The following is a 25,273-nucleotide window of genomic DNA, read 5'->3' as shown; positions in this document are numbered from 1 at the left end:
TCGCCGGTGGTGGCAGGCGAAGTGCTGACCGCCACCAACGAAGATACCGCGATCACCTATGCGGCGGCGGATCTGCTTGGCAATGACAGCGATGTCGACGTTGATACACTGAGCATCGCCAGCGTGACCTCGGGCACCAGCGGCACGGCAGTGCTGAACGGCGACGGCACGGTCACCTTCACGCCGGTTGCGGATTTCAACGGCGCGGCGGAGTTCACGTATACGGTGACTGACGGCACCGCGACCACCGGGGCGGTCACGGCGAGCCTCAACGTGACGGCGGTCAACGATGCGCCGGTCGCCAGTGGCGAGACGCTGACCGCGACGGCCGAGGATACTGCGATCACCTATGCGGCGGCGGATCTGCTTGGCAATGACAGCGATGTCGACGTTGATACACTGAGCATTGCCAGCGTGACCTCGGGCACCGGCGGCACGGCAGTGCTGAACGGCGACGGCACGGTCACCTTTACGCCCGATGCGGATTTCAACGGGGCGGCGGAGTTCACCTACACGGTGACCGACGGCACCGCGACCACCGGGGCGGTCACGGCGAGCCTGACGGTGACGGCGGTCAACGATGCGCCGAGAGTTGCGCTCGACAACGTGGTGATTAGCCTGCCGGAAGATGCCGACACATCCAATCGGATCAAGATGGCCGATATCATCGTGACCGATGATAGCCTTGGCGAGGCGGTCTTGGGCCTCTTGGGCGCAGATGCGGCGCTGTTTGAAATCGACGGTGCCGAGCTCTTTCTGGTGGCTGGCGCAGCGCTGGATTTCGAAAGTGATGCAGAGTTGCAGGTCAGTGTTACCGTGAACGACCCCACACTCGGAACAGGTGTAGAAGATACGGTAGGGCTGTTGTTGACCATCACCGATGTAGAGGAGAACGACACCTCGCAACCCATCGCCACACCGGGTCCTGACTCGATCGTCGGGAGTGCTGGAGCAGACATTTTCAACGGTCTCGCTGGTGACGATACCATGTTCGGTGGCAACGGGGATGACACGCTGGGCGGCGCCTCGGGCAATGATATGGTGCTGGGCGAGGACGGCAATGACAGTCTCGGTGGTGGGTCTGGATCGGACACACTCAATGGTGGGTCCGGGAACGATACGCTTGGCGGCGGACAGGATGATGATTTCCTTTCGGGGGGCAGCGGTGACGATGTCCTATCGGCGGACACCGGGAACGATGTGATTGGTGGCGGTGAGGGGGACGATGTTCTCCGGGGAGGCTCGGGCAACGACAGTCTCTACGGCGGTCAAGGCAATGACGGCTTGGCTGGCGGACAAGGCGACGATCTTGTGAAGGGCGGGGCGGGCGACGATTGGATCGCAGGCGGAGCCGGGGCCGATACAATCTTTGGTGCAAGCGGTAACGACACGATTGGCGGCGGACTTGGAGTGGATTCGATACATGCCGGCTCTGGGGACGACGTGATTGCCGCAGGCGGTGGAGATGATAGCGTCAACGGCGGCATCGGCCATGACACGATTCTGGGTGGAGATGGACAAGACGAACTCAACGGTGGCGCAGGCCGGGACGACATCGACGGCGGGGCGGGCGACGACAGGATTGATGGAGGGCTGGGTACTGATCTGCTTCAGGGCGGTCTTGGTGATGACCTCCTGTTTGGGGGCGGGGCCAACGATACCCTGGACGGTGGAGCCGGAGCGGACACGTTGCGCGGCGGCGAGGGCAACGATGTGCTGACCGGAGGATTCGGCGCGGATGTCTTTGTCTTCGCCAGTTTTGATGGCGCCGACACAGTGAGCGACTTTCAGGACGGGGTTGATCTGTTGGTCTTCGAGGGGGGGCTGGGTTTCTCGGATCTGACAATTGCGGACACCGGCGAGGGGGCCATGATCACTGGCAACGGTAGCAGCATCCTGCTTGCAGGCCTTGATGCGGACCAAATCGACGCCGCAGATTTCTTGTTCTGACCGTTCGGCGCCCCTCTTTGAGCTTTCCGGTTTTTCATTGAACGACCGGAAAGCTCTCATCCTTTGACTTGAGCACGCCGCCCGGAAACCTCTCTTGCCACGTCTTCGTTGAGGGGGACGTTACATGTCCGCTTGCGGTGTTGGCTGCATAGATAGCGCCGATGCCGGTCTGCCATCGCGCCATCTCAGAAACGGAATGGGCCCTCGCCATGGCGCAACGGCACTTCGGTCCAAACCCCACCGGCGGCCGTGTCGATCACCGCGCATCCGGTCGGACCTGTCATGAACCCAACCGGCGCATCCTCGCGCAGGTCCAGAGCGAATGCACTACAGCAGGACGGGGCCGTCACAACCGGATGTCGTCCCAGAAGGCCATGATAGACACCGTGCACATGCCCCGCGAGCACCCGGACCGGCGTATCATACTGATCCAGAACAATCCTTAGAGCGTTGGGATTTTCAAGACCGATACCATCCATGAACCGGAGTCCGGTCCGCAGCGGCGGATGATGCAGTGCAACCAGTGTATGCCTGCCTCCTGCCGTGGACAGAGCCTCGGACAAGAGCGCGAGGCTTTCGTCGCGCAAGACGCCGCCGCCCTTGCCTTCGATCAGCGTATCAAGGCCGATGACGCGCGTGTCCCCGATATCTGCGATCCAGTCGATCAGGCCAGTTGGCCGCATCTCGGGCAGGTTGGAAAACGCGGCTCTGAACGCCTCTCGATCATCGTGATTGCCGGGCACCACAAGCAACCTGTGTCCCAATCGCTCGAGTTCCCGGCGCGCGATCTTGTAGCTCTCGGCGCTGCCATCATCGCTGATGTCGCCGCTCACAAGAACTGCATCCACCGGTCCAATGGCATCAAGCCGGTCGATGAGCGTGTCTATGGCCACCCGCAACAGACCGGCTGTGTCGAGTTGACCGGAGACCAACTGCCCCTCGGGGACAACATGAAGATCCGACAGATGAAGAAATCGCGCCATGCTCTATTTGATCCCGGTGCGCAGAAAGGCCTGCACGAACTGTCGTTGAAAGACGAGAAAGGCGACCAGCAAGGGGGCCACGGACATGATCGTTGCCGCCGAGATCACGCTGATGTTCACGCCATTCTCGGGCGCACCAAAGATCGACAGCCCCACGGTAAGCGGCCGTGTCTCGGGTGAGTTGGTGACAATGAGCGGCCAGAGAAAGTTGTTCCAATGGGTCGAGACCGACACCAGCGCATAGGCGAGATATGTGGGCCGCGCGAGGGGCACATAGACCCGCCACAGGATGCCGAACCAGCCGCAGCCCTCGACACGGGCCGCATCGTGCAATTCGATCGGCACGCCCTTGAAGGCCTGACGCATCAGGAAAATGCCAAAGGCAGACGCCATATAGGGCATGCCCACCCCGAGGATCGTATCGAAGAGACCAAGGCGCGAGATCATCACGTAATTCTCGACGATGAGCACCTCAGGCAGAATGAAAAGCTGCATCAATACCAGAATGAACACCACATCCCGCCCCGGAAACCGCACCTGAGCAAAGGCGAAGCCCGCCAGCGTCGTAACAAAGAACTGCCCGATCAAAATGACCGTCACCAGAAGGAAGGTGTTGAGAAAATACTTGAGCCACGGCGCACCAGCCCATGCGGTGCGGAAATTGTCCAATATCAATGGCGCGGCGAGATTGAAATTGACCGCATCCGACGTTGTGTGGAACGCCGCCCAAAAGGCGAACACAAGCGGCGATATCCAGATCACTGCCAAAAGGAGGGCACCAAAGGTTTCGAGATGTCGGGACAGGCCGCTCATTGGTAATGTGTCCGCTTGTCGAGAATGGTGAATTTGATCCCTGCCACGAGGCCGAGCGCCAGCAGCACAAGGATCGTCATCGCCGCCGCCTGCGGCGCATCGAAAAAGGCGAATGCCATTTCCCAGATGTAATAGAGGATCAGTTTCGAGGCGTCGTTGGGCCCGCCCTTGGTCAGAATGAAGAGATGGTCGATCAGCTTGACCGAGTTGATCAGGGCGTTGACCATGATGAAGAGCGTGGTCGGCATCAAGAGCGGCAGCACGATCCGGCGCGTATAGGTAAAGCGGCTGGCCCCCTCGATATCGGCGGCTTCCTTGAGGTCCTCGGGAATGGTCTGAAGGGCGGCGAGATAGAAGATCATGAAAAACCCCGCCTCTTTCCAGATCGTCACGATGATGACCGCCCATAGTGCGGTTTCCGGCTGACCCAGCCAGTTGACCGAGGGCAGACCAAAGAGCGCGCCGATCTGATCCAGAACGCCCAATCCCGGCGTGTAAAAGAACAGCCACAGATTTGCGGCGGCGATCATCGGCAGCACGGTGGGCGTGAAATAGGCGGTGCGCACAAAGCCGCGTGCCGGGATCTTGGAATTGGCCCAAAGCGCCATGCCAAGGGCAATCGCGATGGAAATGGGAATGGTAGCACCCGCATAGATCAGGTTGTTCGTGACCACCTTCCAAAAGGTTGGATCGGCGAAGAGGTCCGTGTAATTCTCTGTGCCCACGAATTCACTGGGCTTGCGCCGCGTGTCACGGCTGAACATGCTGGTCCAGAGCGTCGCCAAGGACGGATAAAAGGCAAATGTCGCGAGCAGGATCGCGGCAGGCGACAGCATGAGCCATCCGTAAATCGCCTGTCTGCGGCGTTCGATGTTCACGTGGTTCGCCATGTTCGGCCTTTTGCCCTATCAGATACCGGCTCAGATACCGGCGCCGGGCGGGTGCCCGACGCCGGTGAAGCGCAGAAGCGGTCGACGGATCAGCGGTAGTCCTTCAACAGTCGCTCGGCGGCGTCCTGCGCCTCGGTCAGAGCATCGGCGGGCGATTTGCTGCCCGTCAAGGCCGCCTGAATGGCGTTGTTGAGCCCATCGCGCACGCGCGCTGTCTCGAAGGTCGAGAATTCGGCAACAGCGTTTTCAAGCTGATTGCGCGCCACGAGAGCCGGTGGGAACTCTGCGGTATAGGCCTTGAGCGCGTCCGTTTCGTAGGACGCAGGCGACACGCCCATATAGCCGGTTGCAATTGACCACTCGGCGGCCTGTTCGGGTGCTGTCATGAACTCGATTAGCTTGAGGGCTGCGGCGCGCTCTTCGTCGGTGGTGTCCTCGAAGACATAGAAATTGCCTCCGCCGGTGGGCGAGCCGGGCCGCACATTCGCCGGAAGCACCGACACCCCGAAATCAAAGCTGGCTTCGTTCTTGACCGCCGTCAGATTGCCGGTGGAATGCCACATCATCGCCGTCTGCCCTTCGAGAAAGGCCTGACGCAGCGTGCCCCACTCGACCGTGCCTTCGGGCATGATGCCATGCTCGGTCGAGAGCGATTTCCAGAATTCCAGTGTCTCGACAACCGCCGGGTCGTCGAAATAGGTCTCGAGCCCGTCACCCGACATCAGCTCCTTGCCGTTCTGAATGGCGAGCGCCTGAAACATCCAATAGGGATAGCCAGTCGAGGGGATCATCAGCCCATAGGTGCCATCCTTGGTCAGGGCCTTGCCCATGCTCACCATCTCGTCCCAGCTTGCGGGCGGGGCCTCGGGATCGAGACCTGCGGTGCGGAACATGTCCTTGTTGTAATAGGCCACGATGGTCGAGCGTTGGAACGGGATGCCCCATGTCTTGCCCTCAATCCGGCTATTGGCCATCAGCGCGGGATAGAAGCTGTCGAGCCAGCCTTGGTCCACGCCTTCGATATCCTCAAAGGCTACAATCTTTTCCTGCTCGATCAAGTCATAGGCGTCGATGGAGAAGAGCACCGCCAATTGCGCAGGTTCCCCCGAGGCCATGGCCGAGAGCGCACGCACGCGCGTGTCATCGTAATTGCCTGAATAGATCGCGTTCACCTTGATATCCGGGTTGGCCTCTTCGAATTTGGCGACGATGCCATCAACGACCTCGGTCAGCGCACCGCCAACCGCAATCGGGTAATACATCGTCAGTTCCGTTTCCGCAGCGACCGGTGCTGCGGTCAGTGTCGCCAACGCTGTTGCCAGACTGATCTTTCTCATGGTGTTCATGGTTTTCTCCCTTGAATTAAAACACGGTCATTCGAACGTGACATCACGCTGTCACGCCAGTCGGATGCCGAAGCCTGTTGCCCTCTGAGTCGAAGAAATGCAGGTCGTCATCGGCAAAATCTATGTCGAGCACGTCTCCGGCCGGAATGTGCCGCAAGCCGGGCATCGAAATCGTCAGCCCGTTCGCCCCCGGATGCGTCAACCCAACAAAGGTCTCCGAGCCCAGGAATTCACACTCTGACACGCGGCATCTAAGGCGCCCCTTGCCTGCCTCAGCCAAGCGCAGGCTTTCGGCCCGGAGGCCGATCTTGGCCGCCCCTTCAAACCCCGGCAGAGCCGCACCGTCGATCAGCGCCATGGGCGGCGCGCCGACGAATTCGGCGACAAAGGTATTGGCGGCGCGGTAATACAGATCCTCGGGCGCGCCGGTCTGCTGGATGCGCCCGTCCTTCATCAACACGACGATATCGGCCATGCTCATGGCTTCGGTCTGATCATGGGTCACATAGACGACGGTGATCCCGAGATCGAGTTGCAGCTTCTTGATATCCTTGCGCACAGATGCCCGCAGCTTGGCGTCGAGGTTCGACAGTGGCTCATCCATCAGGCAAAGCGGCTGGTTGGCCACGATGGCGCGGGCGAGGGCCACGCGCTGTCGCTGACCGCCAGACAACTCGCCCGGCTTGCGCGCCTCATAGCCCAAAAGCCCGGTGATTTCGAGCGCGCGCGTCAGCTTCTCGCGCCGTTCGGCGGCGGGCACCCGGCGCACCTTGAGGCCGAACACCACATTTTCCGCCACGCTGAGATGCGGAAAGAGCGCATAGGACTGAAACACCATCGACAGATTGCGCTCGGAGGGTGCTGCCGTGGTCACGTCCTTGCCATCAATGATGATCCGCCCTTCATCCGGCAATTCCAATCCCGAGAGAAGCCGCAGCGTGGTCGATTTTCCGCAACCGGACGGGCCGAGCAGCGCTACAAAGGACCCGCGCGGGATCGACAGCGAAACGTTCTCGACCCCAAGCTGCCCATTCCAGCGCTTGGCGACATTCTGAATCTCGACGAATGTATCCGACATCATTCGGCATCCTCTGCAAAGGTGATCCGGTCCCCAAGCTGCTCGACCAGTCGGTCAAAGGACGCGGCGGGCGGGCGGTCGCAGATGATGTGGTCGATCTGGGTGATCTTGCCGCCAACGGCGGGGGCCAGACGTCCGAATTTGCTATGGTCTATGACAAGAATGGATTTCCGCGCGTTGTGCCACATGCGGTGGGTTGCGCGGACCTCGGCCTGATGAAATTCCAGCAACTCGCCCTCCGCTCCAATCCCCGCCGTTCCAAAGAGGGCGAATTCGGCGCGGTAGCGGTCAAAAAACTCGACCACCTCCTCGCCTACGAAATCGCGGTCCGGCAGGCGCAGCTCCCCACCCGGCAGGATGATGCGATTGGAAATCTCTTCGCTGAGCGCCATGGCCGCGCTGAGATTATTGGTGACGATGGTCAGTTCCTTCTTGCGATGCAGCGCCCGCGCCACGCTGAGCACGGTGGAGCCGATGGAGATAAAGACCGTGGCCCCATTCGGGATCAGCGCCGCCGCAGCATTGGCAATGGCGCGCTTGCCCACAAGATTCGTGCCTGCGCGCTGATCGAACGGCGTGTTACGCCGCCCTTCGGCCAGTTCGATGCGTCCATGTGAGCGTTGCAGTGTGTCGCCATCGCACAGGATATCGAGGTCGCGGCGAATCGTCTGCATCGACACGCCGAACATCTCGGCGAGCGCGCCCACGCTCACCCCTCCCTGTTCCTGAACGACCTGCTGGATCAGATCGTGTCGCCTGCTTTTCTTGGACGCCATATCAGTTTCCATGGTTTTGCCCGATTGTTGGTCACGAAATGCAACAAAGCAACATTTATTTGCGCAGTTTGCGTACAGTTTTGCGGCAAGAGGAGTCGCTCCAGTCCGAGAACTGGCCAGTTTCTCCAGTTTCAAGCTATAAATAGGGATATCCCAGGAGTGTGACAGACGTATGAAATGTCGTTTTGTTGTTTTTGGCTTTCAATTTTTTATCTGCGCTGTAAGTTTTCCCCAAGCTGGATGTAATCTCCAGTTCTGCGGCATCCGCAGTTCGACCTAGTCAGGGAACCAGCCAAGCTGATGGATACTGTCGCGACCATATTCGACCGCTACGAGGCTGTGCGCCATCGCCTGCCCTTGGCCAGATCTCAAGACGGAACATCGGAAATCAGCTCACTGCATGACATTGCCGCACATGCGGATGCCTTTGTCTTTGACGCCTACGGTGTGCTGAATATCGGTGAGGCCGCCATTCCCGGTGCCGCGCAACGGCTGAGAGAATTGCGCGACATCGGCTGTCAAATCCGGATTCTCTCCAACGCGGCCAGTTACACCCATGCCGGGGCCGTGTCCAAATTTCGGACCCTCGGCATGGGGGTGCGGGATCACGAGATCATCACCAGCCGCGACGCGACGCTGGCGCATCTGGACCGCAGAGTATGGGGATGTATCGCCGCTCCCCAGGACAATCTGTCAGATATTACGGTCCCGACACGTCGCCTTGTCGATGATTCTGCGAGCTATGATGAGGTCGAGGGGTTTCTGTTTCTATCGACCGAGGTCTGGTCACTGGAACGACAGGCGCTTCTGGAAGCGTCGCTGCTCAATCGGCCAAGACCGCTGATCATCGCCAATGCAGATCTCGTTGCCCCCCGCGAACACGGGTTCTCTCTCGAGCCCGGTTATTTTGGTCATCGGCTCGCAGATCGCGGCATTCCCGACATCCGGTTTGTCGGCAAGCCATTTCCCGCAGTCTACGAGATGATTGAAGCCTCATTGCCCGGTATTTCGCCGGGTCGGATCGTCATGTGCGGAGATACGCTTCACACGGATATTCTGGGTGCAACGGCGCGGGGCTGGCAGACAGTTCTTGTAGAGCACGACGGCCTTTTCTCCGGTCAAGACACCTGTGCGTATTTCAATCAAGCCAAGCTCTTTCCAACTTGGAGACTGTCGCGCATCTGACGCATCGTGTGGCGCGTTGCCGTAAATCGGTGAGGTACGCAGAGAGCCCAAGACGACCGACTCTTTTGAACGCAGGCTCCGGTCCGCCAGACAGTCCAAAAGCGGCCGACTCGATGTCGACCGCTTTTGTGTCGTGTTACATGCTGGAGGCGTCAGACGCTTCTCGACCAGTCATCCACCTCTTTTTCGGCCTCGTCCTTGGATATGCCGTATTTTTCCTGAATCTTGCCGACCAGTTGCTCGCGCTCACCGGCAATCTGTTGCAGGTCGTCGTCGGTGAGTTCGCCCCATTTGGACTTGGCTGCACCTGCGGCTTGTTTCCATTTGCCTTTGATAATATCCCAGTTCATCGGTTTCTCCATATTTGGTTGACGCATGGAGGAATAACGCAGCGCCGCGCGGATGGTTCCCTTCCTGTCCAGATCAACGTGGGTGCATCAGCGCCAGTCGATCTCGAAGCGGCAGGCGGGCGCGCCGGTGGCACAGCAGGAGGATTCGATCGCATGGGCGCGTGGATGAACCAGCCGGGCAAAGAGCCGCTCGAAGACGGCGGCGTGCCAATGGCAGAGCGGGGCTGGGGCCCTCTCGCCGCGTATGATCGGGTTGTCGGTGAGGGTAAAGACCACCGGCGGACCGGATTTGGCGGTCAGTGTGCCGGTGCCGCAAAAGGTCCAGCCATGGGCGAGAATGGCGCGGGTCAGGATCGGCGCCGCGACACGCGCAGGCAGGGCGCGCAGCAGGGTTTGCGCGGCGTGCGGGATGCGGTGGGCGAGGATGTAATCGCCGGTGCCTTGGCCTGCGGCAATGGCGATTTTACGCGCGTTCTCAGGGTAATGCCACCGCAGCGCGCCGTGCAGGGCGGCGACGCGGGCCTCGTCGATCATCGCGGTCGGATCGGGCAGAGGATCAAAGCCAAGGGGGGCAAAGAGCGCGCGGCGCGCGCCCTCACCCGCGATACGGTCCATCGCGGGGGCCAGTTGCAGCACCGCATTGGGGCCAATGCGGGCGGTCATGTGACAGCCGTCAGGCATCCATCTGCTGTGTGCTGCCGCCGCAGGCGCGGACCTCGGCCCCATTGGGCATCTTGAAGCCATCGTTGCGGTCGATGGCGCGGTCTTTCATCTGGGCGCGCACCGCCTCGCGGCGTTCGGCGGCACGGGCGGCGCGGTCGGCGCTGGCCTCCCAATCCTCCATCTGGGCCTCGGCGATGGTGCGGGTTTCGTCGAAATCGAAGTGAACGCTGTTCTTGGTCTGGGGCCCCCAATACCCTGCCTTGCCCAAATCATAGAAGGTGCGGGCAAAGCCGGCCTTGAGGAACGCCTTGAGACAGCCCAAGAGATAGCGCCGCCGATAGCCTGTGCCGCGCCATGGATAGTGAAAGAGCGCCTTGCGCATGTAAAAGCGGCGGTAGTTCTTCATTACCCCGTCGAGGAGTTCGCCGCGCGTCATGGCGGCGGGTTTCATGATCGGTGTGACAAAGTTATATTTCGAGAAATCAAAGACTTCGACCTGGTCGCGGAGCTCCTGAAAGAGCGGTGTGAAGGGCCAAGGCGTATACATCGCCCAATTGGCGAGGTCCGGCTGCCAGTCCCAAGCCATCTGGAAGGTCTCCTCCAGCGTTTCGGGGGTCTCATTATCCAGACCGACGATGAACTGCGCCTCGGTAAAGATATCCGCCTCGCGCAGAAGCTGGATCGCCTCCTTGTTCTGGGCGACGGTGGTTTCCTTGTTGAACTGGTCGAGTTTCAGTTGCGCGGCCGCTTCGGTGCCCAGAGAGACGTGCACCAGCCCGGCTTTGCGGTAGAATTTCAAGAGGTCGCGGTCGCGGTAGATGTCGGTGACGCGGGTGTTGATGCCCCATTGCACGCGGGCTGGCAGGTCGCGAGCGATGAGTTCCTCGCAGAATTGCACGAATTTCTTTTTGTTTATCGTGGGTTCCTCATCCGCGAGGATGAAAAAGCCGACGCCGTGGTTGTTGACGAGATTCTCGATCTCATCCACCACCTTCTTGGGATCACGCACGCGATAATCGCGCCAGAATTTCCATTGGCTGCAGAAAGAGCAGGTGAAGGGGCAGCCGCGCGCCATGTTGGGGATGGCGACCCGTTTGCCAAGCGGCACGTAGATGTATTTTTCCCATTCGAGGAGCGACCAGTCCGGATTGATCGCGTCAAGATCCTTGACCGTCGGGGCGGCAGGGGTGGCGGTGATGGTGTCGCCATCCAGATAGGCCAAGCCCTTGATCGATTTACGCTTTTCGAGCCACTGGCCAGAGTCGGCGGCGCGGATCAGGTTGAGGAATATCTCCTCGCCCTCGCCGCGCACGATGACATCCACCCAAGGGGCCTCGGAGAGCACCTGTTTATACATGAAAGTCGCATGCACGCCGCCCAGGACCCGGAGCGCGTCAGGCACCACCTCTTTTGCGAGTTTGAGAATGTTTTCAGCGACATAGATCGAGGGGGTGATGGCGGTCACACCCACAACATCTGGCTTGAGATCGCGCAGGCGGCTGCGCAGGCTGTCATCCTCGAGATTGTTGGTCATGGCGTCGATAAAGGTGACGTCGGTATATCCTGCATCACGCAGGTGGCCCGCCAGATAGGCGACCCAAGCAGGGGGCCAGCTTCCGGCGATTTCGGCCCCGCCAGAGTGATAATTGGGATGGATCAATACGATGCGCATGGCGGGACTCCCTGTGTGTAATTTTAGGTTACACTTATGACTGTCAGATAAACTTGACATAAATCAAACGGCGGCCATAGCGGGGCGGGGCGTTGCTCTGTGCGCGGCAAGCGTATAAAAGGCGGCAGATTCCCGGATACGCAGGAGAAGGCACCATGGCCGGCCATTCCAAATGGGCGAATATTCAACACCGCAAAGGGCGCCAAGACGCCGTGCGGGCGAAACTGTTTTCCAAGTTTTCCAAAGAGATAACGGTCGCGGCCAAGATGGGCGATCCTGACCCGGACAAGAATCCGCGTCTGCGTCTGGCGATCAAGGAAGCCAAGGCGCAATCCATGCCCAAGGACAATATCGAACGCGCCATCAAAAAGGCGATGGGGGGCGATGCAGAGGATTATGAAGAAATCCGCTATGAAGGGTACGGTCCCAACGGGGTGGCGATCATCGTCGAGGCGATGACCGATAACCGCAATCGCACCGCGTCGAACGTGCGCTCGACCTTTACCAAGAACGGCGGCAATCTGGGCGAGACCGGCAGCGTTGCGTTCATGTTCGAGCGCAAGGGCGAGGTTACCTATCCCGCCAATGTCGGTGATGCCGATACGGTGATGATGGCCGCAGTTGAGGCAGGGGCAGAGGATGTGGAATCCGGGGACGATGGCCACACCATCTGGTGTGCCGATACGGACCTGAGCGAGGTGGGCACCGCGCTGGAGGGGCAACTCGGCGAGTCTGACTCGACCAAGCTGGTGTGGAAACCCACCACCACCACCGAGATGGACCTTGAGAGCATGCAGAAGCTGATGAAGCTGATCGAGGCGCTCGAGGACGACGACGACGTGCAGCGCGTCACCACCAATTTCGAGGCCTCGGACGCGGTGATGGAGCAGCTCTGAGCTGTGTACAGAGCGTACAAATTGTACCCGGTTTCGGGACATAAGAGCGCGGTTACAGGAAAGAGGGCCGGTTGGCCCTCTTTTTCATAGGCTGGGATCAGTATCCCATTCGGGCGAGGCGCTCGCGCATCCAGATGATTTCGGCCTCTTGCGCGGCAATCACCGCTTCGGCCAGCTTGCGAACCTCTGGGTCTTGGCCATGTTCAAGGGCGATTCGTGCCATGGCGACGGCACCCTCATGGTGCGGGATCATGCCGCGCAGGAAATCGACATCGGCGTCGCCGGTATAGTCTATGTCCATCGCGCCATGCATGGCGGCGTTCGCCTCCCTGTAGGCGCGGGTCGAGGCGGGCAGGTCTTGGGACATGTGGGTGGAGTGGCCGCTGTGGTCATGGCTGTCGGCGAGGGCGGGCGAGAGGGGGAGTGCCAGAAGTGTGGCGGTCAGGAGGGCTATGCGCATGAGTGTATCCTCGGTTGTTGTGTCTGAGGGATAAATGGGGGTTTCCCGCTGCTGGAAGGCAAGAGGCGATGCGAGCAGATCAGCGGTTTGTTGGGGGCGAGTTTGGGTGGTGCGCAATGAATGCGCACCCTACGGTGGTGAGGGTTTCACCCCGTGTGCCCTGTAAGTGCGGGTGGTGCGCAATGAATGCGCACCCTACCGCCCCTTACGCTTCACATTCCCGCCTCTTTGTCCCGGCCTGCCCGCCGTCGAGCGTCCCCGTCCCTTGACTGCCTCGGCGCTGGCGGCTTCGACTGCAGATTGGCGCGCCAAGGGGTCGTCGGAGATGAGCAGGTCCACCGCCTCCAGTCGCTTCACCTCATCGCGCAAGCGCGCGGCCTCTTCGAACTCCAGATTCTCGGCGGCTTTGCGCATGTCGCGGCGCAACCCGTCCAGAACCGCTTGGAGATTGGCCCCGGCGAGGGGTTTGTCCACCTTGGCCGTCACGCGGGCCATGTCGACGTCACCCTTGTAGAGCCCTTGCAGGATATCATCGACATTCTTCTTGATCGTCGCGGGGGTGATGTTGTGTTTCAGGTTATAGGCCACCTGTTTTTCGCGACGGCGGTTGGTCTCACCCAACGCGCGTTCCATCGAGCCGGTGATGCGGTCGGCATACATGATCACACGGCCTTCGGCGTTGCGGGCGGCGCGGCCGATGGTCTGGATCAGCGAGGTTTCGGACCGCAGGAAGCCTTCCTTGTCGGCGTCGAGAATGGCGACAAGGCCACATTCGGGAATGTCGAGCCCTTCGCGCAAGAGGTTGATGCCGATGAGCACGTCAAAGGCGCCAAGGCGCAGGTCCCGAAGGATTTCGATGCGCTCGATGGTGTCGATATCGGAATGCATGTAGCGCACGCGGATGCCCTGTTCGTGCATGTATTCGGTCAGATCCTCGGCCATGCGCTTGGTCAGGGTGGTGACAAGAATGCGGTAGCCATCGGCGGCAACGCGGCGCACCTCATCCAGCAAATCATCGACCTGCATGTCGACGGGTCGGATTTCGACCTGTGGATCAAGCAGGCCGGTGGGGCGGATCACCTGTTCGGTAAAGACGCCGCCGGTCTGCTCGATCTCCCATTTGGCGGGAGTGGCCGAGACAAAGACCGATTGCGGGCGCATGGCGTCCCATTCCTCGAACTTCAGAGGGCGGTTGTCCATGCAGGAGGGCAGGCGAAAGCCGTGTTCGGCCAAGGTGAACTTGCGCCGGTAGTCGCCTTTGTACATGCCGCCGATCTGCGGCACGGAGACATGGGATTCATCGGCAAAGACGATGGCATTGTCGGGGATGAATTCGAAGAGGGTGGGGGGCGGCTCGCCCGGGGCGCGGCCCGTGAGGTAGCGGGAATAGTTTTCGATCCCGTTGCAGACGCCGGTGGCCTCGAGCATTTCGAGATCAAAGTTGGTGCGCTGCTCCAGACGCTGCGCCTCGAGCAGTTTGCCGTCGTTGACCAACTGATCAAGACGCGTGCGCAATTCGCGTTTGATGCCGATGATGGCCTGCTGCATCGTGGGTTTGGGTGTCACGTAATGCGAATTGGCGTAGATGCGTATTTTCTCGAAGCTGTCGGTTTTTTCGCCGGTGAGGGGGTCGAATTCGGTGATCGCCTCCAGCTCTTCGCCAAAGAAGGACAGGCGCCACGCGCGGTCTTCGAGGTGAGCGGGAAAGATTTCGACGCTGTCGCCGCGCACGCGGAACGATCCGCGCTGAAAGGCGTGATCGTTGCGTTTGTATTGCTGGGCCACCAGATCGGCCATGATGGCGCGCTGATCATAGCTCTCGCCGAGTTTGAGATCCTGGGTCATCGCGCCATAGGTCTCGACCGAGCCGATCCCGTAGATGCACGAGACAGAGGCCACGATGATCACGTCGTCCCGTTCCAGAAGCGCGCGGGTGGCGGAGTGGCGCATCCGGTCGATCTGTTCGTTGATCTGCGATTCCTTCTCGATATAGGTGTCGGAGCGGGCAACATAGGCTTCGGGCTGATAGTAGTCGTAGTAGCTGACGAAGTATTCGACCGCGTTTTCGGGGAAAAATCCCTTGAATTCCCCGTAAAGCTGCGCGGCCAGCGTTTTATTGGGGGCGAGGATGATCGCGGGGCGCTGCGTCGCCTCGATGATCTTGGCCATGGTAAAGGTCTTGCCGGTGCCGGTGGCGCCCAGGAGCACCTGATTGCGCTCGCCCTCATTGATGCCTTGGGACAGTTCGGCGATGGCGGTGGGCTGATCGCCTGCGGGCTCGAATGTGGTGGCGAGCGTGAACCGCTTGCCGCCTTCAAGTTTCTGACGGCTTTTCACATCCGGCGCGGGATGGGCCAGCACCGAGGGTGTTTTGTCGGAATGGGCATAGGGCATGGGCGGTTCCTTTGGCTCGATGTCCACATTTGTTCTCTTTGTCGCGGGGTTCAAGCCCCAAAGCGGGTTGTGATCTGGGAGGCAGGTGATGTAATGAGATAACATTACATATTATGGAGGCCACCATGCACCCCACCGATTCCCGCCTGCCCGTGACCGTGCTCTCGGGCTTTCTTGGCGCGGGCAAGACCACGCTGTTGAATGTCGTGCTGAACAACCGTGAGGGTCGCCGGGTGGCGGTGATCGTCAATGACATGTCCGAGGTGAATATTGACGCCGATCTGGTGCGCGAAGGTGGCGCCGATCTGAGCCATACGGATGAGGCGCTGGTCGAGATGTCGAACGGTTGTATCTGTTGCACGCTGCGGGAGGATTTGCTCAAGGAAGTTCGCAAACTGGCAGGCGAGGGGCGGTTTGACTATCTGCTGATCGAGTCGACAGGGGTTTCAGAGCCGTTGCCGGTGGCGACGACCTTTGAGTTTCGCGATGAGAGCGGCGAGAGCCTGTCGGATGTGGCGCGGCTGGATACGCTGGTGACGGTGGTGGATGCCATGAACCTGCTGGAAAATTACTCCAGCCATGATTTCCTGTCGGATCGGGGCGAGGTGGCGGGTGAGGGCGACACGCGGACACTGGTCGATCTGCTGGTCGATCAGATCGAGTTTGCCGATGTGATCGTGCTCAACAAGGTCAGCGATGCCGGGCCCGTGCGGCGGGACGCGGCCCGCAGTATCATCGTGGCGCTCAATCCCGATGCGCAGATCATCGAGACCGATCATGCGCAGGTCGATCCTGACCGGATCTTTGACACCGGGTTGTTTGATTTCGAGACGGCGCATGATCATCCGCTCTGGGCCAAGGAGTTGTATGGCTTCGCCGACCATGTGCCCGAGACCGAGGAATATGGCGTCAGTTCCTTTGTCTACCGCGCGCGCAGGCCGTTTGATCCGGCGGCGGTGCACGCGGTGCTGAATGGGCCATTGCCGGGGGTGATCCGGGCCAAGGGGCATTTCTGGGTTGCGACGCGCCCCGACTGGGTGGCGGAGTTCAGCCTTGCGGGGGCCTTGAGCAAGGTCGGACCGCTGGGCACTTGGTGGGCGTCGGTGCCCGAGGCGCGCTGGCCCACCCACCCACAGGCACGGGACTATGTGATGCGGCATTGGGACGAGCCCTTTGGCGACCGGAGACAAGAATTGGTGTTCATCGGCGCGGGCATGGACCGGGCGGCGATCACGGCGGCGCTGGATGCTGCGCTGGTGGGGAGCGAGACAGCCTTTGATCCGCTGGCGTTTCGCAGCCTGCCCGATCCGTTCCCGGTGTGGCGGCGGGCAGAGGCGGCTTGAGCCATGCGGGACCATGGCATGAGGCTGGCCACCGGGGTGGCGCAGGGGGACAGGCCCGGCGTTCTGCATCAGGTGACACGGTCGGGTCAGGCGGTGGCGGTCTGGCAGCGCCAACGGGATGCCGGGTTTGCGGACTGGATTGACCGGCTGGCCCCGGAGAGTCTGCCGCAAGCCCGATGTTATTGCATGGCCCAGCGCGCCCGCGAGGCGGCGCAGGCGGCCTGTGCGGCGGCGAGCCTCTCGGCTGGGCGGGAGAGGGAGATGCTCTGTGGTGACATTGGCGCGCTGGCGTTGCTCTTTTCGCAGGTGATGGGGCGTAGCGCGCTGCATCTGAGGCTGGAGGTCGTGCGCGACGATGCCTGCCGCAAGTTTCATCTGGATCAGGTGCCCGCGCGTCTCTTGTGCAGCTATCGCGGGGCGGGCACCGAATATGGGCTGCGGCGGGCGCAAGGCGACCCGAAGTCACTGTACCGCATGGCAACCGGGGATGTGGGCATCTTTCGCGGTGCGCTCTGGCCGGGAGAGGAGATGAGCGGGGTGGTGCATCGCTCGCCGCCGATTGCCAGGCAGGGCGAAACCCGGCTCTTGATGGTGCTGGACGTTCTGGAGGCGGGCCGAGTTGGCGTCTAACCTGCGCAGCCCCGCCGCGCGCCGCCGTTTGGCGGTCGGTCTGACGGAGTATGATCACCTGCCGCGACCACTGCGGCGCTGGCTGGCGCAGGCGGCGCTGCCGTGGTCAGCACGCTCTGTGCGGCTGGTCTGGACGAGGGCCTTACATGCCGCGGGCGGATGCGAGGCGGCGGCGCTGGCGCGACTGGACCGGATCGAGGCACGGACGCTTGCGCGTGAGGCGGCAGCGGTTTGGGGATCGGATTATCCCACTGCGGAGGGGACCGGGCCGATTCGCAGCGGTGATTCGTGACGCTGCGTAACGGGCTGTAGTGCCGGGGCATAGTGCCGCAGCGGCCTCACTGGGACAAGGTTCTGGCAAGGCGGTGTCGCAATTTTAGGCGATTGAGTCGCTTGAGACCTTGCCAAACGCCAGCAAAACATCAGTTGAAAATTTTTTTACAAAAAATATTGCCAGTGAATGCAAGAAATTCACTGATCTTATGGGTGTTTGTCAGGATTCTGTTAATTTCTGCGCATTTTCCGTTAGGGTATGCCAAAGAATGCGGCGTGACCTGATCTGGATGTCAGGTGGCCGTTGGGATGGAGGATTTCAAGTCATGACCGAGACAAAGACTGGTGCAGCAGCAACAGGACCCGGATTTCACATCGATGCCGAGACCTATGAGCGGATGTATGCCGCCTCGATCACAGACCCGGAGGCATTCTGGGGGGAGCACGGCAAGCGGCTGGATTGGATCAAGCCCTACACACGCGTCAAGAACACCTCGTTCGACTATGACAATGTCTCGATCAAATGGTTTGAAGATGGCACGCTGAATGTTGCTGCCAACTGTATCGACCGGCATCTGGCGACGCGCGGCACTCAGACCGCGATCATCTGGGAGCCGGATGATCCCACCGACGAACCGCAGCACATCACCTACACGGAATTGCACACGCAGACCTGCAAGATGGCCAATGTGCTGAAATCCATGGGCGTGGGCCGCGGCGACCGGGTTGTGATCTACATGCCGATGATCCCCGAGGCCGCCTATGCGATGCTGGCCTGTGCACGGATTGGGGCCATTCATTCCATCGTCTTTGCGGGTTTCAGCCCCGATGCGCTGGGCGCGCGGATCAACGGCTGCGATGCCAAGGTGGTGATCACCGCCGATCACGCGCCGCGCGGCGGTCGCAAGACCAAGCTCAAGGACAACGTCAATCAGGCGCTGTTGCATGATACGTCCGATGTGAAATGCCTTGTGGTCAAGCGCACCGGCGATCAGGTGGCGTGGCGGCGTGATCTGGATTTCTGGTGGCATGAAGAGGCCGAGAAGGTCAGCGCCGATTGCCCGCCCGAAGAGATGAACGCGGAAGATCCGCTCTTCATCCTGTACACCTCCGGGTCCACCGGTATGCCCAAGGGCGTGGTGCATACCACCGGCGGCTATCTGGCCTACGCGTCGATGACGCATGAATACATCTTCGACTATCACGAGGGTGATATCTACTGGTGCACCGCAGATGTGGGCTGGGTCACGGGACACAGCTATATCGTCTATGGACCGCTGGCCAATGGCGCCACGACATTGATGTTCGAGGGCGTGCCGACATGGCCGGATGCGGGCCGGTTCTGGCAGGTCTGCGAGCGCCACAAGGTCACGCAGTTCTACACCGCCCCCACCGCCATTCGTGCGTTGATGGGCAAGGGCACGGGGCCGGTCGAGGGCAGCGATCTGTCGAGCCTGCGTATCCTTGGCTCGGTCGGCGAGCCGATCAATCCCGAGGCCTGGAACTGGTACAATGAGAATGTCGGCAAGGGGACTTGCCCCATCGTCGATACATGGTGGCAGACCGAAACCGGCGGGATCCTCATCACGCCGCTGCCGGGTGTGATCGACACGCCCAAGCCCGGTTCGGCCACCAAGCCGTTCTTTGGTGTTGAGCCTGTCGTTCTGGACGATCAGGGCAACGAGCTGGAGGGCGAAACCTCGGGCGTTCTGGCGCTCAAGGACAGCTGGCCGGGGCAGATGCGCACGGTCTGGGGCGATCACAGCCGGTTTGTCTCGACCTATTTCGAGATGTTCAAAGGCTATTATTTCTCGGGTGACGGATGCCGCCGCGACGCGGATGGCGATTACTGGATCACTGGCCGGGTGGATGACGTGATCAACGTCTCGGGCCACCGGATGGGCACCGCCGAGGTGGAATCGGCGCTGGTGGCGCATGCCACCGTCAGCGAGGCCGCCGTTGTGGGCTATCCGCATGATATCAAGGGGCAGGGCATCTATTGCTATGTCACGCTGATGGATGGGGTGGAGCCGACCGATGCGCTGCGCACGGAACTGGGCAACTGGGTCCGTCAGGAGATCGGGCCGATTGCCAAGCCCGATGTGATTCAATGGGCGCCGGGCCTGCCGAAAACCCGCTCGGGCAAGATCATGCGCCGTATCCTGCGCAAGATTGCCGAGAACGATTTTGACAGCCTTGGTGATACCTCGACGCTGGCCGATCCGTCGGTCGTGGACGAGCTGATTGCCAATCGCACCAAAGCCTGAGGGGAGACGGGACGCATGATGGACGGAACCGACACGCCTCGAGCCGGAGCAAATCTGGTCCTGCTTGGACCGCCGGGCGCGGGCAAGGGCACGCAGGCGCGGATGCTCGAAGAGCATTTCGGGCTGGTGCAGCTCTCGACTGGTGATCTCTTGCGCGCGGCTGTGGCGGCGGGCACCGAGGCGGGACGCCAAGCCAAGGCGGTGATGGAGGCGGGCGATCTGGTGTCGGATGCGATTGTCATCGCGATCCTGCGCGACCGTCTGTCAGAGCCGGATTGCGCCGGGGGTGTGATCCTCGACGGGTTTCCGCGCACCACGGTGCAGGCCGAGGCGTTGGATGGATTGCTGGCCGAGATCGGGCAAGGCATCCGCGCGGCGATCAGCCTCGAGGTGGATGATGCGGCAATGGTGACGCGGATTTCGGGCCGCTACACCTGCGGCGGCTGTGGTGAGGGCTATCACGACAGCTTCAAGCTGCCGAGCAGGCTCGGCATCTGTGACAAATGCGGCGGCACCGAAATGAAGCGGCGCGCCGACGACAATGCGGAAACGGTGGAACAGCGGTTGCGTGCCTATCATGCGCAGACCGCACCGCTGATTTCCTATTACGAATCGCGCGGTGTTCTGGCCCGCGTCGATGCGATGGCCGAGATCGAGGCCGTCGCAAGAGAGCTGAACGCCATCGTCGCAAAGGCGGTCGCGTAAAGGAGTGCCCGTGCCGGGATGGTCCCGGCGCGGTCTGGAGGAAGCCGTTTATAAAGGGAGGGCACGCTTTGTCCGATAAAGAAAGAGCAAACGCCTACTGGAAGGCGAATTTGCGCCTCATCAAATGGAGCCTTGTGGTCTGGTTCATGGCCTCATTCGGCTTTGGCATTCTGCTGCGCCCCATGCTGTCGGGTATCGCCATTGGCGGCACCGATCTTGGGTTCTGGTTCGCGCAGCAAGGGTCGATCATCGTCTTTCTGATTCTGATCTTCTTCTACGCTTGGCGAATGAACAAACTCGACGCCGAATTCGGCGTTGGCGAAGAATAAGTAGGGGGAGGGACAATGGAACAAACAACACTCAATATCATCGTCGTCGGCCTCAGTTTCGTGCTCTACTTCGGTATCGCGATCTGGGCCAAGGCGGGATCAACGGCGGAATTCTATGCTGCGGGACGCGGCGTGAATCCGGTCATCAACGGGATGGCAACGGCAGCGGACTGGATGTCTGCGGCGTCGTTCATCTCGATGGCGGGTCTCATCGCCTTTGTGGGCTACAACAACTCGACCTACCTGATGGGCTGGACGGGTGGTTATGTTCTCATGGCCATGCTGCTTGCGCCCTATCTGCGCAAGTTCGGCAAATACACCGTGCCCGAGTTCGTGGGCGACCGGTTCTACAGCAACAAGGCCCGCGTTGTGGCCGTTATCGCGCTGATCACCATGTCGGTGACCTATGTGATCGGTCAGATGGCGGGTGCCGGTGTGGCCTTTTCGCGTTTCCTCGAAGTGGACAACACGACCGGCCTTCTGATCGCGTCGGCCGTGGTGTTTGTTTACGCGGTTCTGGGCGGCATGAAGGGCATCACCTACACGCAGGTGGCACAGTATTGCGTTCTGATCATCGCCTACACAATTCCGGCGATCTTCATCTCGCTGCAACTGACCGGCCATGTTCTGCCGCAGATGGGTCTGTTCGCCGAGCACAACGCATCGGGTCAGTATCTGCTGGTGACGCTGGACGGTCTGTTGAACGATCTGGGCTTCAACCAGTATACTGCGGGGTCGAGTCCTTGGCTGATGGCGCTGTTCACCCTGTCGCTGATGATCGGTACTGCTGGTCTGCCGCATGTGATCATTCGCTTCTTCACCGTGCCGCGCGTGGCTGATGCGCGTTGGTCGGCGGGTTGGGCTCTGGTCTTCATCGCGCTGCTGTATCTCACTGCTCCGGCTGTGGGGGCGATGGCGCGTCTGAACATCATGACCACGATGTGGCCGAATGGCGTGCAAGGCGAAGCCGTGACAGTTGACCAGTTGCCCGATTGGTTCCGCACCTGGTCTGCCACCGGCCTCTTGGCTGTGGAAGACAAGAACGGCGACGGCATGATCCAGTACTACAACGATACATCCGAAGCGATGACCGCACTGGCCGCCGAGCGTGGCTGGCAGGGCAACGAGCTTGTGACGTTCAACCGTGACATTCTCGTGCTTGCCAACCCCGAAATCGCTGGTCTGCCGGGTTGGGTTATTGCCCTCATCGCGGCAGGTGGTATTGCTGCGGCCCTGTCTACGGCTGCGGGTCTCTTGCTGGCTATCTCTTCGGCGGTCAGTCACGACTTGATCAAGTCAACGATCAATCCCGGCATCTCGGAAAAAGGCGAGCTTTTGGCTGCCCGTATCTCGATGGCGGTGGCGATCGTTGTGGCGACCTATCTGGGTCTCAACCCTCCGGGATTTGCCGCGCAGGTTGTGGCCTTGGCCTTTGGTCTGGCGGCGGCGTCGCTCTTCCCGACGCTGATGATGGGCATCTTCTCGAAGCGGATGAACTCTGCGGGTGCGACTGCTGGCATGTTGGCCGGTCTGCTCTCGACCACGCTCTACCTGTTCCTCTATCTGGGCTGGTTCTTTGTCCCCGGCACGAACATGTTGACCGCGGATCAGTACCTGTTCGGTATTCCGCCAACCCACTTCGGCCCGATTGGTGCGCTCTTGAACTTTGGCGTCGCCTTCCTCGTCGCCAGCATGACGGCAGAGCCGCCGCAGGAGATCCAGGATCTGGTCGAAAGCGTGCGTGTTCCGCGCGGTGCCGGCACGGCTGTGAACCACTAAGACAAACTTGGACAGGGGCGGCGTGTGCCGCCCCTGTTTCCTCTGACGCCTGCCGATATTTCCGGGCACCGGGCGCTTTTAGGTAATTTTCCCGCCAGTCCCTGAGGAGAGCCGCGCCCGATGAGCGACGTCAAACTCGACCCCATTGACAGCCTGACACGCCACGCGCCCTTTGATGGGTTGCCGCAAGTCCTGCGCGCCGAGCTCGCGCCCAAGCTGGCGCGGGTCGAGCTCGAGGCGGGGGGGCTGCTGTTTGAAAAGGGTGCGCCTCTGGCGGGGCTATATGTGGTGGAATCCGGTGGGCTGGACATCGAGACAGGTCATGCGGATCTGGTGTCACACCGTGGGCCGGGCGACATCATGGGCGAGCGCGGCCTCTTGCGCGATGGCAATGCAATGCTGACGGCGCGCGCCTCCGAGGCCTCGGAGTTGATTGTCATTCCGACCGAGGCATTTCTCGATCTGATCGAGCGCTCTGACGAGATTGCACGCTGGTTCGCGCGCGCGCGGCCTTCGACCTCGGGGGATGACGGGCCATACGCCACCGGTTTGACGGCGCTTCAGGTGTCAGATCTGATGACGGCCACACCCATCACCTGTAGCCCGGATGCCACCATCAAGGATGTGGCCCGGTTGATGCGGGATCATGTGATTTCCTCGGTGGTCGTGATGGAGGGCGCGCGTCTGGCGGGCATCATCACGGTGCGCGATCTCTCCAACAAGGTATTGGCCGAAGGGCTGGGCGGTGACATCCGCGTGGCGCAGGTGATGACACCGGACCCGGTGACGATCGAGCCGGGACGGCTGGGCCTTGATGCGCTGATGCTCCTGTCGGATCTCAAGATCAATCACCTGCCGGTGGCGCAGGGCGGGCGCGTGCTGGGGATGATCGGCAAGACCGATTTGTTCCGCCAACAGGCCGCCACGGCGAGCCATATGGTCGCCGATATTGCCAGCGCCGATGCGCCCGAGGATATGGCGCATGTGATGGAACGGGTGCCGATGCTCTTGGTGCAACTGGTGCAGGCCGGGGTGCGGCCACAGTCGATCACGCGACGGATCACCGATATCACCGATGCCATCACCCGGCGATTGCTCCGGCTGGCCGAGATGCAGCTTGGCCCCGCCCCGGTGCCCTATCTCTGGGCCGCTTGCGGATCACAGGGCCGGCGCGAACAGACCGGCGTGAGCGATCAGGACAATTGTCTCATCCTTGACGACAGGTTCCAGCCCGAGCATGACGCCTATTTCGCGGCGCTTGCGAAATATGTCAGCGACGGGCTGAACACCTGTGGATTCTTTTATTGTCCGGGCGACATGATGGCGACCAACCCGCGCTGGCGGCAGCCGCGCCGCGTCTGGCGCAACTATTTCGCGGGCTGGATCGCGCAGCCGGACAATGAGGCGCAGATGCTGGCCTCGGTCATGTTCGATCTGCGCGCCATCGCGGGCGAGAATGCCCTCTTTGAGGATCTTCAGGCCGAGGTTCTGGCACAGGCGCGCAAGAACTCGATTTTCGTGGCGCATATGGTCTCAAATTCGCTCAAGCATACGGTGCCCTTGGGGCTCTTTCGGGGCTTTGCCCTCATTCGGTCGGGCGAGCACAAGAACCGGATTGATCTCAAGCTGTCGGGGGTGGTGCCGGTGGTCGATCTGGGGCGGATTTACGCGCTCTTGGGATCGCTCGAAGTGGCAGGCACCCGCGAGCGGCTCACCGGCGCGCGTGGGGTGGGCGCCATCTCGGAGAGCGGCGCGCGCGACCTTCTGGATGCCTATGATCTCATCGCCGAAACCCGGCTGAGACATCAGGCGCACCAGATCCGCGCCGGGCGCAAACCTGACAATTTCATGGCTCCAGCCGAGCTTTCGGATCTGGAGCGCAACCATCTGCGCGATGCCTTCATGGTGGTCAAAACCATGCAATCCGCGATCGCACAATCCAGAGGAGCACTGGGATAACTTATGTTTTTTGAATTGATCGCCACTTTCGCCGTGGGTATCGGCGCCGCCGGTCTGGCGCTTGTCCTGGGGCATCTGAGCCGGGGTCGTTTGCCGCGCTATGCCGCGCCGATTCTGGCGGGGATCGCGATGCTGATCTATGCGGTCTGGTCGGAATACACCTGGGCCAATCGCACCATGAGCACGCTGCCCGAGAGTGTCGAGGTGGTGAGTGAGGTCAAAGAAGCCAAATTCTGGAAGCCCTGGACCTATGTGGTGCCTCAGGTGACGCGGATGATGGTGCTCGACCGGGCCGGGGTGCAGACCAATCCCACCGCGCCGTCGATTCTCTTGGCCGACATCTATCTCTTTGGGCGCTGGGCTGTGCCGGTCAAACGTCCGCAACTGGTGGATTGCGCCAATGCCGCGCGGGCCGATGTGAGCGAAGCGGCGCTGGCCGATCCGTCGCAGGCGGAGTGGATCACTGTGGGGGAAGATGATCCGGTGATTGAGGCGCTGTGCCAGACATAAAGTCAGACGTAACCGGGAGAGG

At 61.0% G+C, this 25,273-nt stretch carries 23 protein-coding genes; 12 read left to right on the top strand and 11 right to left on the bottom strand.

The window, feature by feature from the left end:
• Positions 1 to 1,950: cadherin-like domain-containing protein (locus tag ACSSVY_RS16475; protein ID WP_454270659.1), on the top strand; the 1,950-nt coding region annotated here is incomplete at its 5' end.
• Between the two features lie 185 nt (positions 1,951 to 2,135).
• Here the strand turns inward: ACSSVY_RS16475 and ACSSVY_RS16470 are convergent.
• The 6 genes from ACSSVY_RS16470 to ACSSVY_RS16445 all read right to left on the bottom strand — a co-directional run bounded on the left by ACSSVY_RS16470 (position 2,136) and on the right by ACSSVY_RS16445 (position 7,848).
• Entirely contained in the window at positions 2,136 to 2,933 is a 798-nt protein-coding gene (locus ACSSVY_RS16470) for a phosphodiesterase (RefSeq protein ID WP_454270658.1), read from the bottom strand.
• A 3-nt stretch (positions 2,934 to 2,936) separates the two neighbouring features.
• Positions 2,937 to 3,746, bottom strand: a complete 810-nt coding sequence (locus ACSSVY_RS16465; RefSeq protein ID WP_454270657.1) for a carbohydrate ABC transporter permease — start codon at positions 3,744 to 3,746, stop codon at positions 2,937 to 2,939.
• Positions 3,743 to 4,636, bottom strand: coding sequence for a carbohydrate ABC transporter permease (locus ACSSVY_RS16460; RefSeq protein WP_454270656.1), 894 nt, complete (start codon positions 4,634 to 4,636; stop codon positions 3,743 to 3,745). The genes ACSSVY_RS16465 and ACSSVY_RS16460 overlap by 4 nt, the downstream gene beginning before the upstream one ends.
• 89 nt (positions 4,637 to 4,725) lie before the next feature.
• A complete protein-coding gene (locus ACSSVY_RS16455) occupies positions 4,726 to 5,982 on the bottom strand; it encodes an ABC transporter substrate-binding protein (protein ID WP_454270655.1) in 1,257 nt (418 codons plus the stop codon).
• Between the two features lie 43 nt (positions 5,983 to 6,025).
• A complete protein-coding gene (locus ACSSVY_RS16450) occupies positions 6,026 to 7,063 on the bottom strand; it encodes an ABC transporter ATP-binding protein (protein WP_454270654.1) in 1,038 nt (345 codons plus the stop codon).
• The gene (locus ACSSVY_RS16445; RefSeq protein ID WP_454270653.1) at positions 7,060 to 7,848 is read right to left on the bottom strand and encodes a DeoR/GlpR family DNA-binding transcription regulator; all 789 of its coding nucleotides are present in this window, start codon (positions 7,846 to 7,848) and stop codon (positions 7,060 to 7,062) included. The genes ACSSVY_RS16450 and ACSSVY_RS16445 overlap by 4 nt, the downstream gene beginning before the upstream one ends.
• 288 nt (positions 7,849 to 8,136) lie before the next feature.
• Between ACSSVY_RS16445 and ACSSVY_RS16440 the strand changes: the two genes are divergently transcribed.
• Positions 8,137 to 9,021: an HAD-IIA family hydrolase gene (locus ACSSVY_RS16440; protein ID WP_454270652.1), complete on the top strand. Its 885-nt coding sequence runs from the start codon at positions 8,137 to 8,139 to the stop codon at positions 9,019 to 9,021.
• Between the two features lie 152 nt (positions 9,022 to 9,173).
• Here ACSSVY_RS16440 and ACSSVY_RS16435 read toward each other — a convergent pair whose 3' ends face one another.
• The 3 genes from ACSSVY_RS16435 to bchE all read right to left on the bottom strand — a co-directional run bounded on the left by ACSSVY_RS16435 (position 9,174) and on the right by bchE (position 11,706).
• Positions 9,174 to 9,371, bottom strand: a complete 198-nt coding sequence (locus ACSSVY_RS16435; RefSeq protein WP_454270651.1) for a CsbD family protein — start codon at positions 9,369 to 9,371, stop codon at positions 9,174 to 9,176.
• Positions 9,372 to 9,458: 87 nt separating this feature from the next.
• Complete coding sequence (bchJ, locus tag ACSSVY_RS16430; RefSeq protein WP_454270650.1) at positions 9,459 to 10,034, bottom strand: bacteriochlorophyll 4-vinyl reductase; 576 nt, start codon at positions 10,032 to 10,034, stop codon at positions 9,459 to 9,461.
• A 10-nt stretch (positions 10,035 to 10,044) separates the two neighbouring features.
• On the bottom strand, positions 10,045 to 11,706 hold the full coding sequence (bchE, locus tag ACSSVY_RS16425) for a magnesium-protoporphyrin IX monomethyl ester anaerobic oxidative cyclase (protein ID WP_454270649.1): 1,662 nt from the start codon (positions 11,704 to 11,706) through the stop codon (positions 10,045 to 10,047).
• A gap of 155 nt (positions 11,707 to 11,861) precedes the next feature.
• Here bchE and ACSSVY_RS16420 point away from each other — a divergent pair, with 155 nt between their 5' ends.
• Positions 11,862 to 12,602 carry a YebC/PmpR family DNA-binding transcriptional regulator gene (locus tag ACSSVY_RS16420; protein WP_454270648.1) on the top strand — a complete coding sequence of 247 codons (741 nt, stop codon included), beginning with the start codon at positions 11,862 to 11,864 and terminating at the stop codon, positions 12,600 to 12,602.
• A 97-nt stretch (positions 12,603 to 12,699) separates the two neighbouring features.
• Here the strand turns inward: ACSSVY_RS16420 and copM are convergent, their stop codons facing one another.
• Both copM and uvrB read right to left on the bottom strand, forming a co-directional pair.
• Entirely contained in the window at positions 12,700 to 13,062 is a 363-nt protein-coding gene (gene copM / locus ACSSVY_RS16415; RefSeq protein WP_454270647.1) for a CopM family metallochaperone, read from the bottom strand.
• A 195-nt stretch (positions 13,063 to 13,257) separates the two neighbouring features.
• Complete coding sequence (uvrB, locus tag ACSSVY_RS16410) at positions 13,258 to 15,456, bottom strand: excinuclease ABC subunit UvrB (protein ID WP_454270646.1); 2,199 nt, start codon at positions 15,454 to 15,456, stop codon at positions 13,258 to 13,260.
• Positions 15,457 to 15,581: 125 nt separating this feature from the next.
• On the opposite strand from uvrB, the gene ACSSVY_RS16405 reads away from it, so the two are divergent.
• The 9 genes from ACSSVY_RS16405 (at position 15,582) to ACSSVY_RS16365 (ending at position 25,251) form a co-directional block, all read left to right on the top strand.
• Entirely contained in the window at positions 15,582 to 16,799 is a 1,218-nt protein-coding gene (locus ACSSVY_RS16405; protein ID WP_454270645.1) for a GTP-binding protein, read from the top strand.
• Between the two features lie 18 nt (positions 16,800 to 16,817).
• Positions 16,818 to 17,429, top strand: a complete 612-nt coding sequence (locus ACSSVY_RS16400) for a DUF1826 domain-containing protein (protein WP_454270644.1) — start codon at positions 16,818 to 16,820, stop codon at positions 17,427 to 17,429.
• Positions 17,419 to 17,721 (top strand): DUF6525 family protein, encoded by a 303-nt coding sequence (locus tag ACSSVY_RS16395; protein WP_454270643.1) that lies wholly within the window; start codon positions 17,419 to 17,421, stop codon positions 17,719 to 17,721. Before ACSSVY_RS16400 ends, ACSSVY_RS16395 begins: the two co-directional genes overlap by 11 nt.
• A 307-nt stretch (positions 17,722 to 18,028) precedes the next feature.
• On the top strand, positions 18,029 to 19,969 hold the full coding sequence (gene acs / locus ACSSVY_RS16390; protein ID WP_454270642.1) for an acetate--CoA ligase: 1,941 nt from the start codon (positions 18,029 to 18,031) through the stop codon (positions 19,967 to 19,969).
• A gap of 18 nt (positions 19,970 to 19,987) precedes the next feature.
• Positions 19,988 to 20,674 (top strand): adenylate kinase, encoded by a 687-nt coding sequence (locus ACSSVY_RS16385; protein WP_454270662.1) that lies wholly within the window; start codon positions 19,988 to 19,990, stop codon positions 20,672 to 20,674.
• Between the two features lie 68 nt (positions 20,675 to 20,742).
• Entirely contained in the window at positions 20,743 to 21,003 is a 261-nt protein-coding gene (locus ACSSVY_RS16380; RefSeq protein ID WP_085978777.1) for a DUF4212 domain-containing protein, read from the top strand.
• 15 nt (positions 21,004 to 21,018) lie between these two features.
• Positions 21,019 to 22,782: a sodium:solute symporter family protein gene (locus ACSSVY_RS16375; RefSeq protein ID WP_454270641.1), complete on the top strand. Its 1,764-nt coding sequence runs from the start codon at positions 21,019 to 21,021 to the stop codon at positions 22,780 to 22,782.
• A gap of 120 nt (positions 22,783 to 22,902) precedes the next feature.
• On the top strand, positions 22,903 to 24,741 hold the full coding sequence (locus tag ACSSVY_RS16370; RefSeq protein ID WP_454270640.1) for a DUF294 nucleotidyltransferase-like domain-containing protein: 1,839 nt from the start codon (positions 22,903 to 22,905) through the stop codon (positions 24,739 to 24,741).
• A 3-nt stretch (positions 24,742 to 24,744) separates the two neighbouring features.
• Positions 24,745 to 25,251, top strand: coding sequence for a hypothetical protein (locus ACSSVY_RS16365; protein WP_454270639.1), 507 nt, complete (start codon positions 24,745 to 24,747; stop codon positions 25,249 to 25,251).
• Positions 25,252 to 25,273 lie beyond the last annotated feature (22 nt).

The organism is Roseovarius sp. MBR-51, assembly GCF_053628575.1.
Note: the sequence above shows the minus strand (reverse complement) of the source record. Positions and strands in the feature narration are given on the sequence as shown.

What these genes read in the sequence shown, in the direction of transcription:
- ACSSVY_RS16445 (WP_454270653.1), bottom strand. Translation starts at nt 7,848, where the DNA reads ATGGAAACTGATATGGCGTCCAAGAAAAGCAGGCGACACGATCTGATC.
- ACSSVY_RS16440 (WP_454270652.1), top strand. Translation starts at nt 8,137, where the DNA reads ATGGATACTGTCGCGACCATATTCGACCGCTACGAGGCTGTGCGCCAT.
- ACSSVY_RS16470 (WP_454270658.1), bottom strand. Translation starts at nt 2,933, where the DNA reads ATGGCGCGATTTCTTCATCTGTCGGATCTTCATGTTGTCCCCGAGGGG.
- ACSSVY_RS16385 (WP_454270662.1), top strand. Translation starts at nt 19,988, where the DNA reads ATGGACGGAACCGACACGCCTCGAGCCGGAGCAAATCTGGTCCTGCTT.
- ACSSVY_RS16450 (WP_454270654.1), bottom strand. Translation starts at nt 7,063, where the DNA reads ATGATGTCGGATACATTCGTCGAGATTCAGAATGTCGCCAAGCGCTGG.
- ACSSVY_RS16375 (WP_454270641.1), top strand. Translation starts at nt 21,019, where the DNA reads ATGGAACAAACAACACTCAATATCATCGTCGTCGGCCTCAGTTTCGTG.
- ACSSVY_RS16455 (WP_454270655.1), bottom strand. Translation starts at nt 5,982, where the DNA reads ATGAACACCATGAGAAAGATCAGTCTGGCAACAGCGTTGGCGACACTG.
- ACSSVY_RS16435 (WP_454270651.1), bottom strand. Translation starts at nt 9,371, where the DNA reads ATGAACTGGGATATTATCAAAGGCAAATGGAAACAAGCCGCAGGTGCA.
- bchJ (WP_454270650.1), bottom strand. Translation starts at nt 10,034, where the DNA reads ATGACCGCCCGCATTGGCCCCAATGCGGTGCTGCAACTGGCCCCCGCG.
- ACSSVY_RS16460 (WP_454270656.1), bottom strand. Translation starts at nt 4,636, where the DNA reads ATGGCGAACCACGTGAACATCGAACGCCGCAGACAGGCGATTTACGGA.
- copM (WP_454270647.1), bottom strand. Translation starts at nt 13,062, where the DNA reads ATGCGCATAGCCCTCCTGACCGCCACACTTCTGGCACTCCCCCTCTCG.
- acs (WP_454270642.1), top strand. Translation starts at nt 18,029, where the DNA reads ATGACCGAGACAAAGACTGGTGCAGCAGCAACAGGACCCGGATTTCAC.
- uvrB (WP_454270646.1), bottom strand. Translation starts at nt 15,456, where the DNA reads ATGCCCTATGCCCATTCCGACAAAACACCCTCGGTGCTGGCCCATCCC.
- bchE (WP_454270649.1), bottom strand. Translation starts at nt 11,706, where the DNA reads ATGCGCATCGTATTGATCCATCCCAATTATCACTCTGGCGGGGCCGAA.
- ACSSVY_RS16405 (WP_454270645.1), top strand. Translation starts at nt 15,582, where the DNA reads ATGCACCCCACCGATTCCCGCCTGCCCGTGACCGTGCTCTCGGGCTTT.
- ACSSVY_RS16465 (WP_454270657.1), bottom strand. Translation starts at nt 3,746, where the DNA reads ATGAGCGGCCTGTCCCGACATCTCGAAACCTTTGGTGCCCTCCTTTTG.
- ACSSVY_RS16400 (WP_454270644.1), top strand. Translation starts at nt 16,818, where the DNA reads ATGAGGCTGGCCACCGGGGTGGCGCAGGGGGACAGGCCCGGCGTTCTG.
- ACSSVY_RS16370 (WP_454270640.1), top strand. Translation starts at nt 22,903, where the DNA reads ATGAGCGACGTCAAACTCGACCCCATTGACAGCCTGACACGCCACGCG.
- ACSSVY_RS16365 (WP_454270639.1), top strand. Translation starts at nt 24,745, where the DNA reads ATGTTTTTTGAATTGATCGCCACTTTCGCCGTGGGTATCGGCGCCGCC.
- ACSSVY_RS16420 (WP_454270648.1), top strand. Translation starts at nt 11,862, where the DNA reads ATGGCCGGCCATTCCAAATGGGCGAATATTCAACACCGCAAAGGGCGC.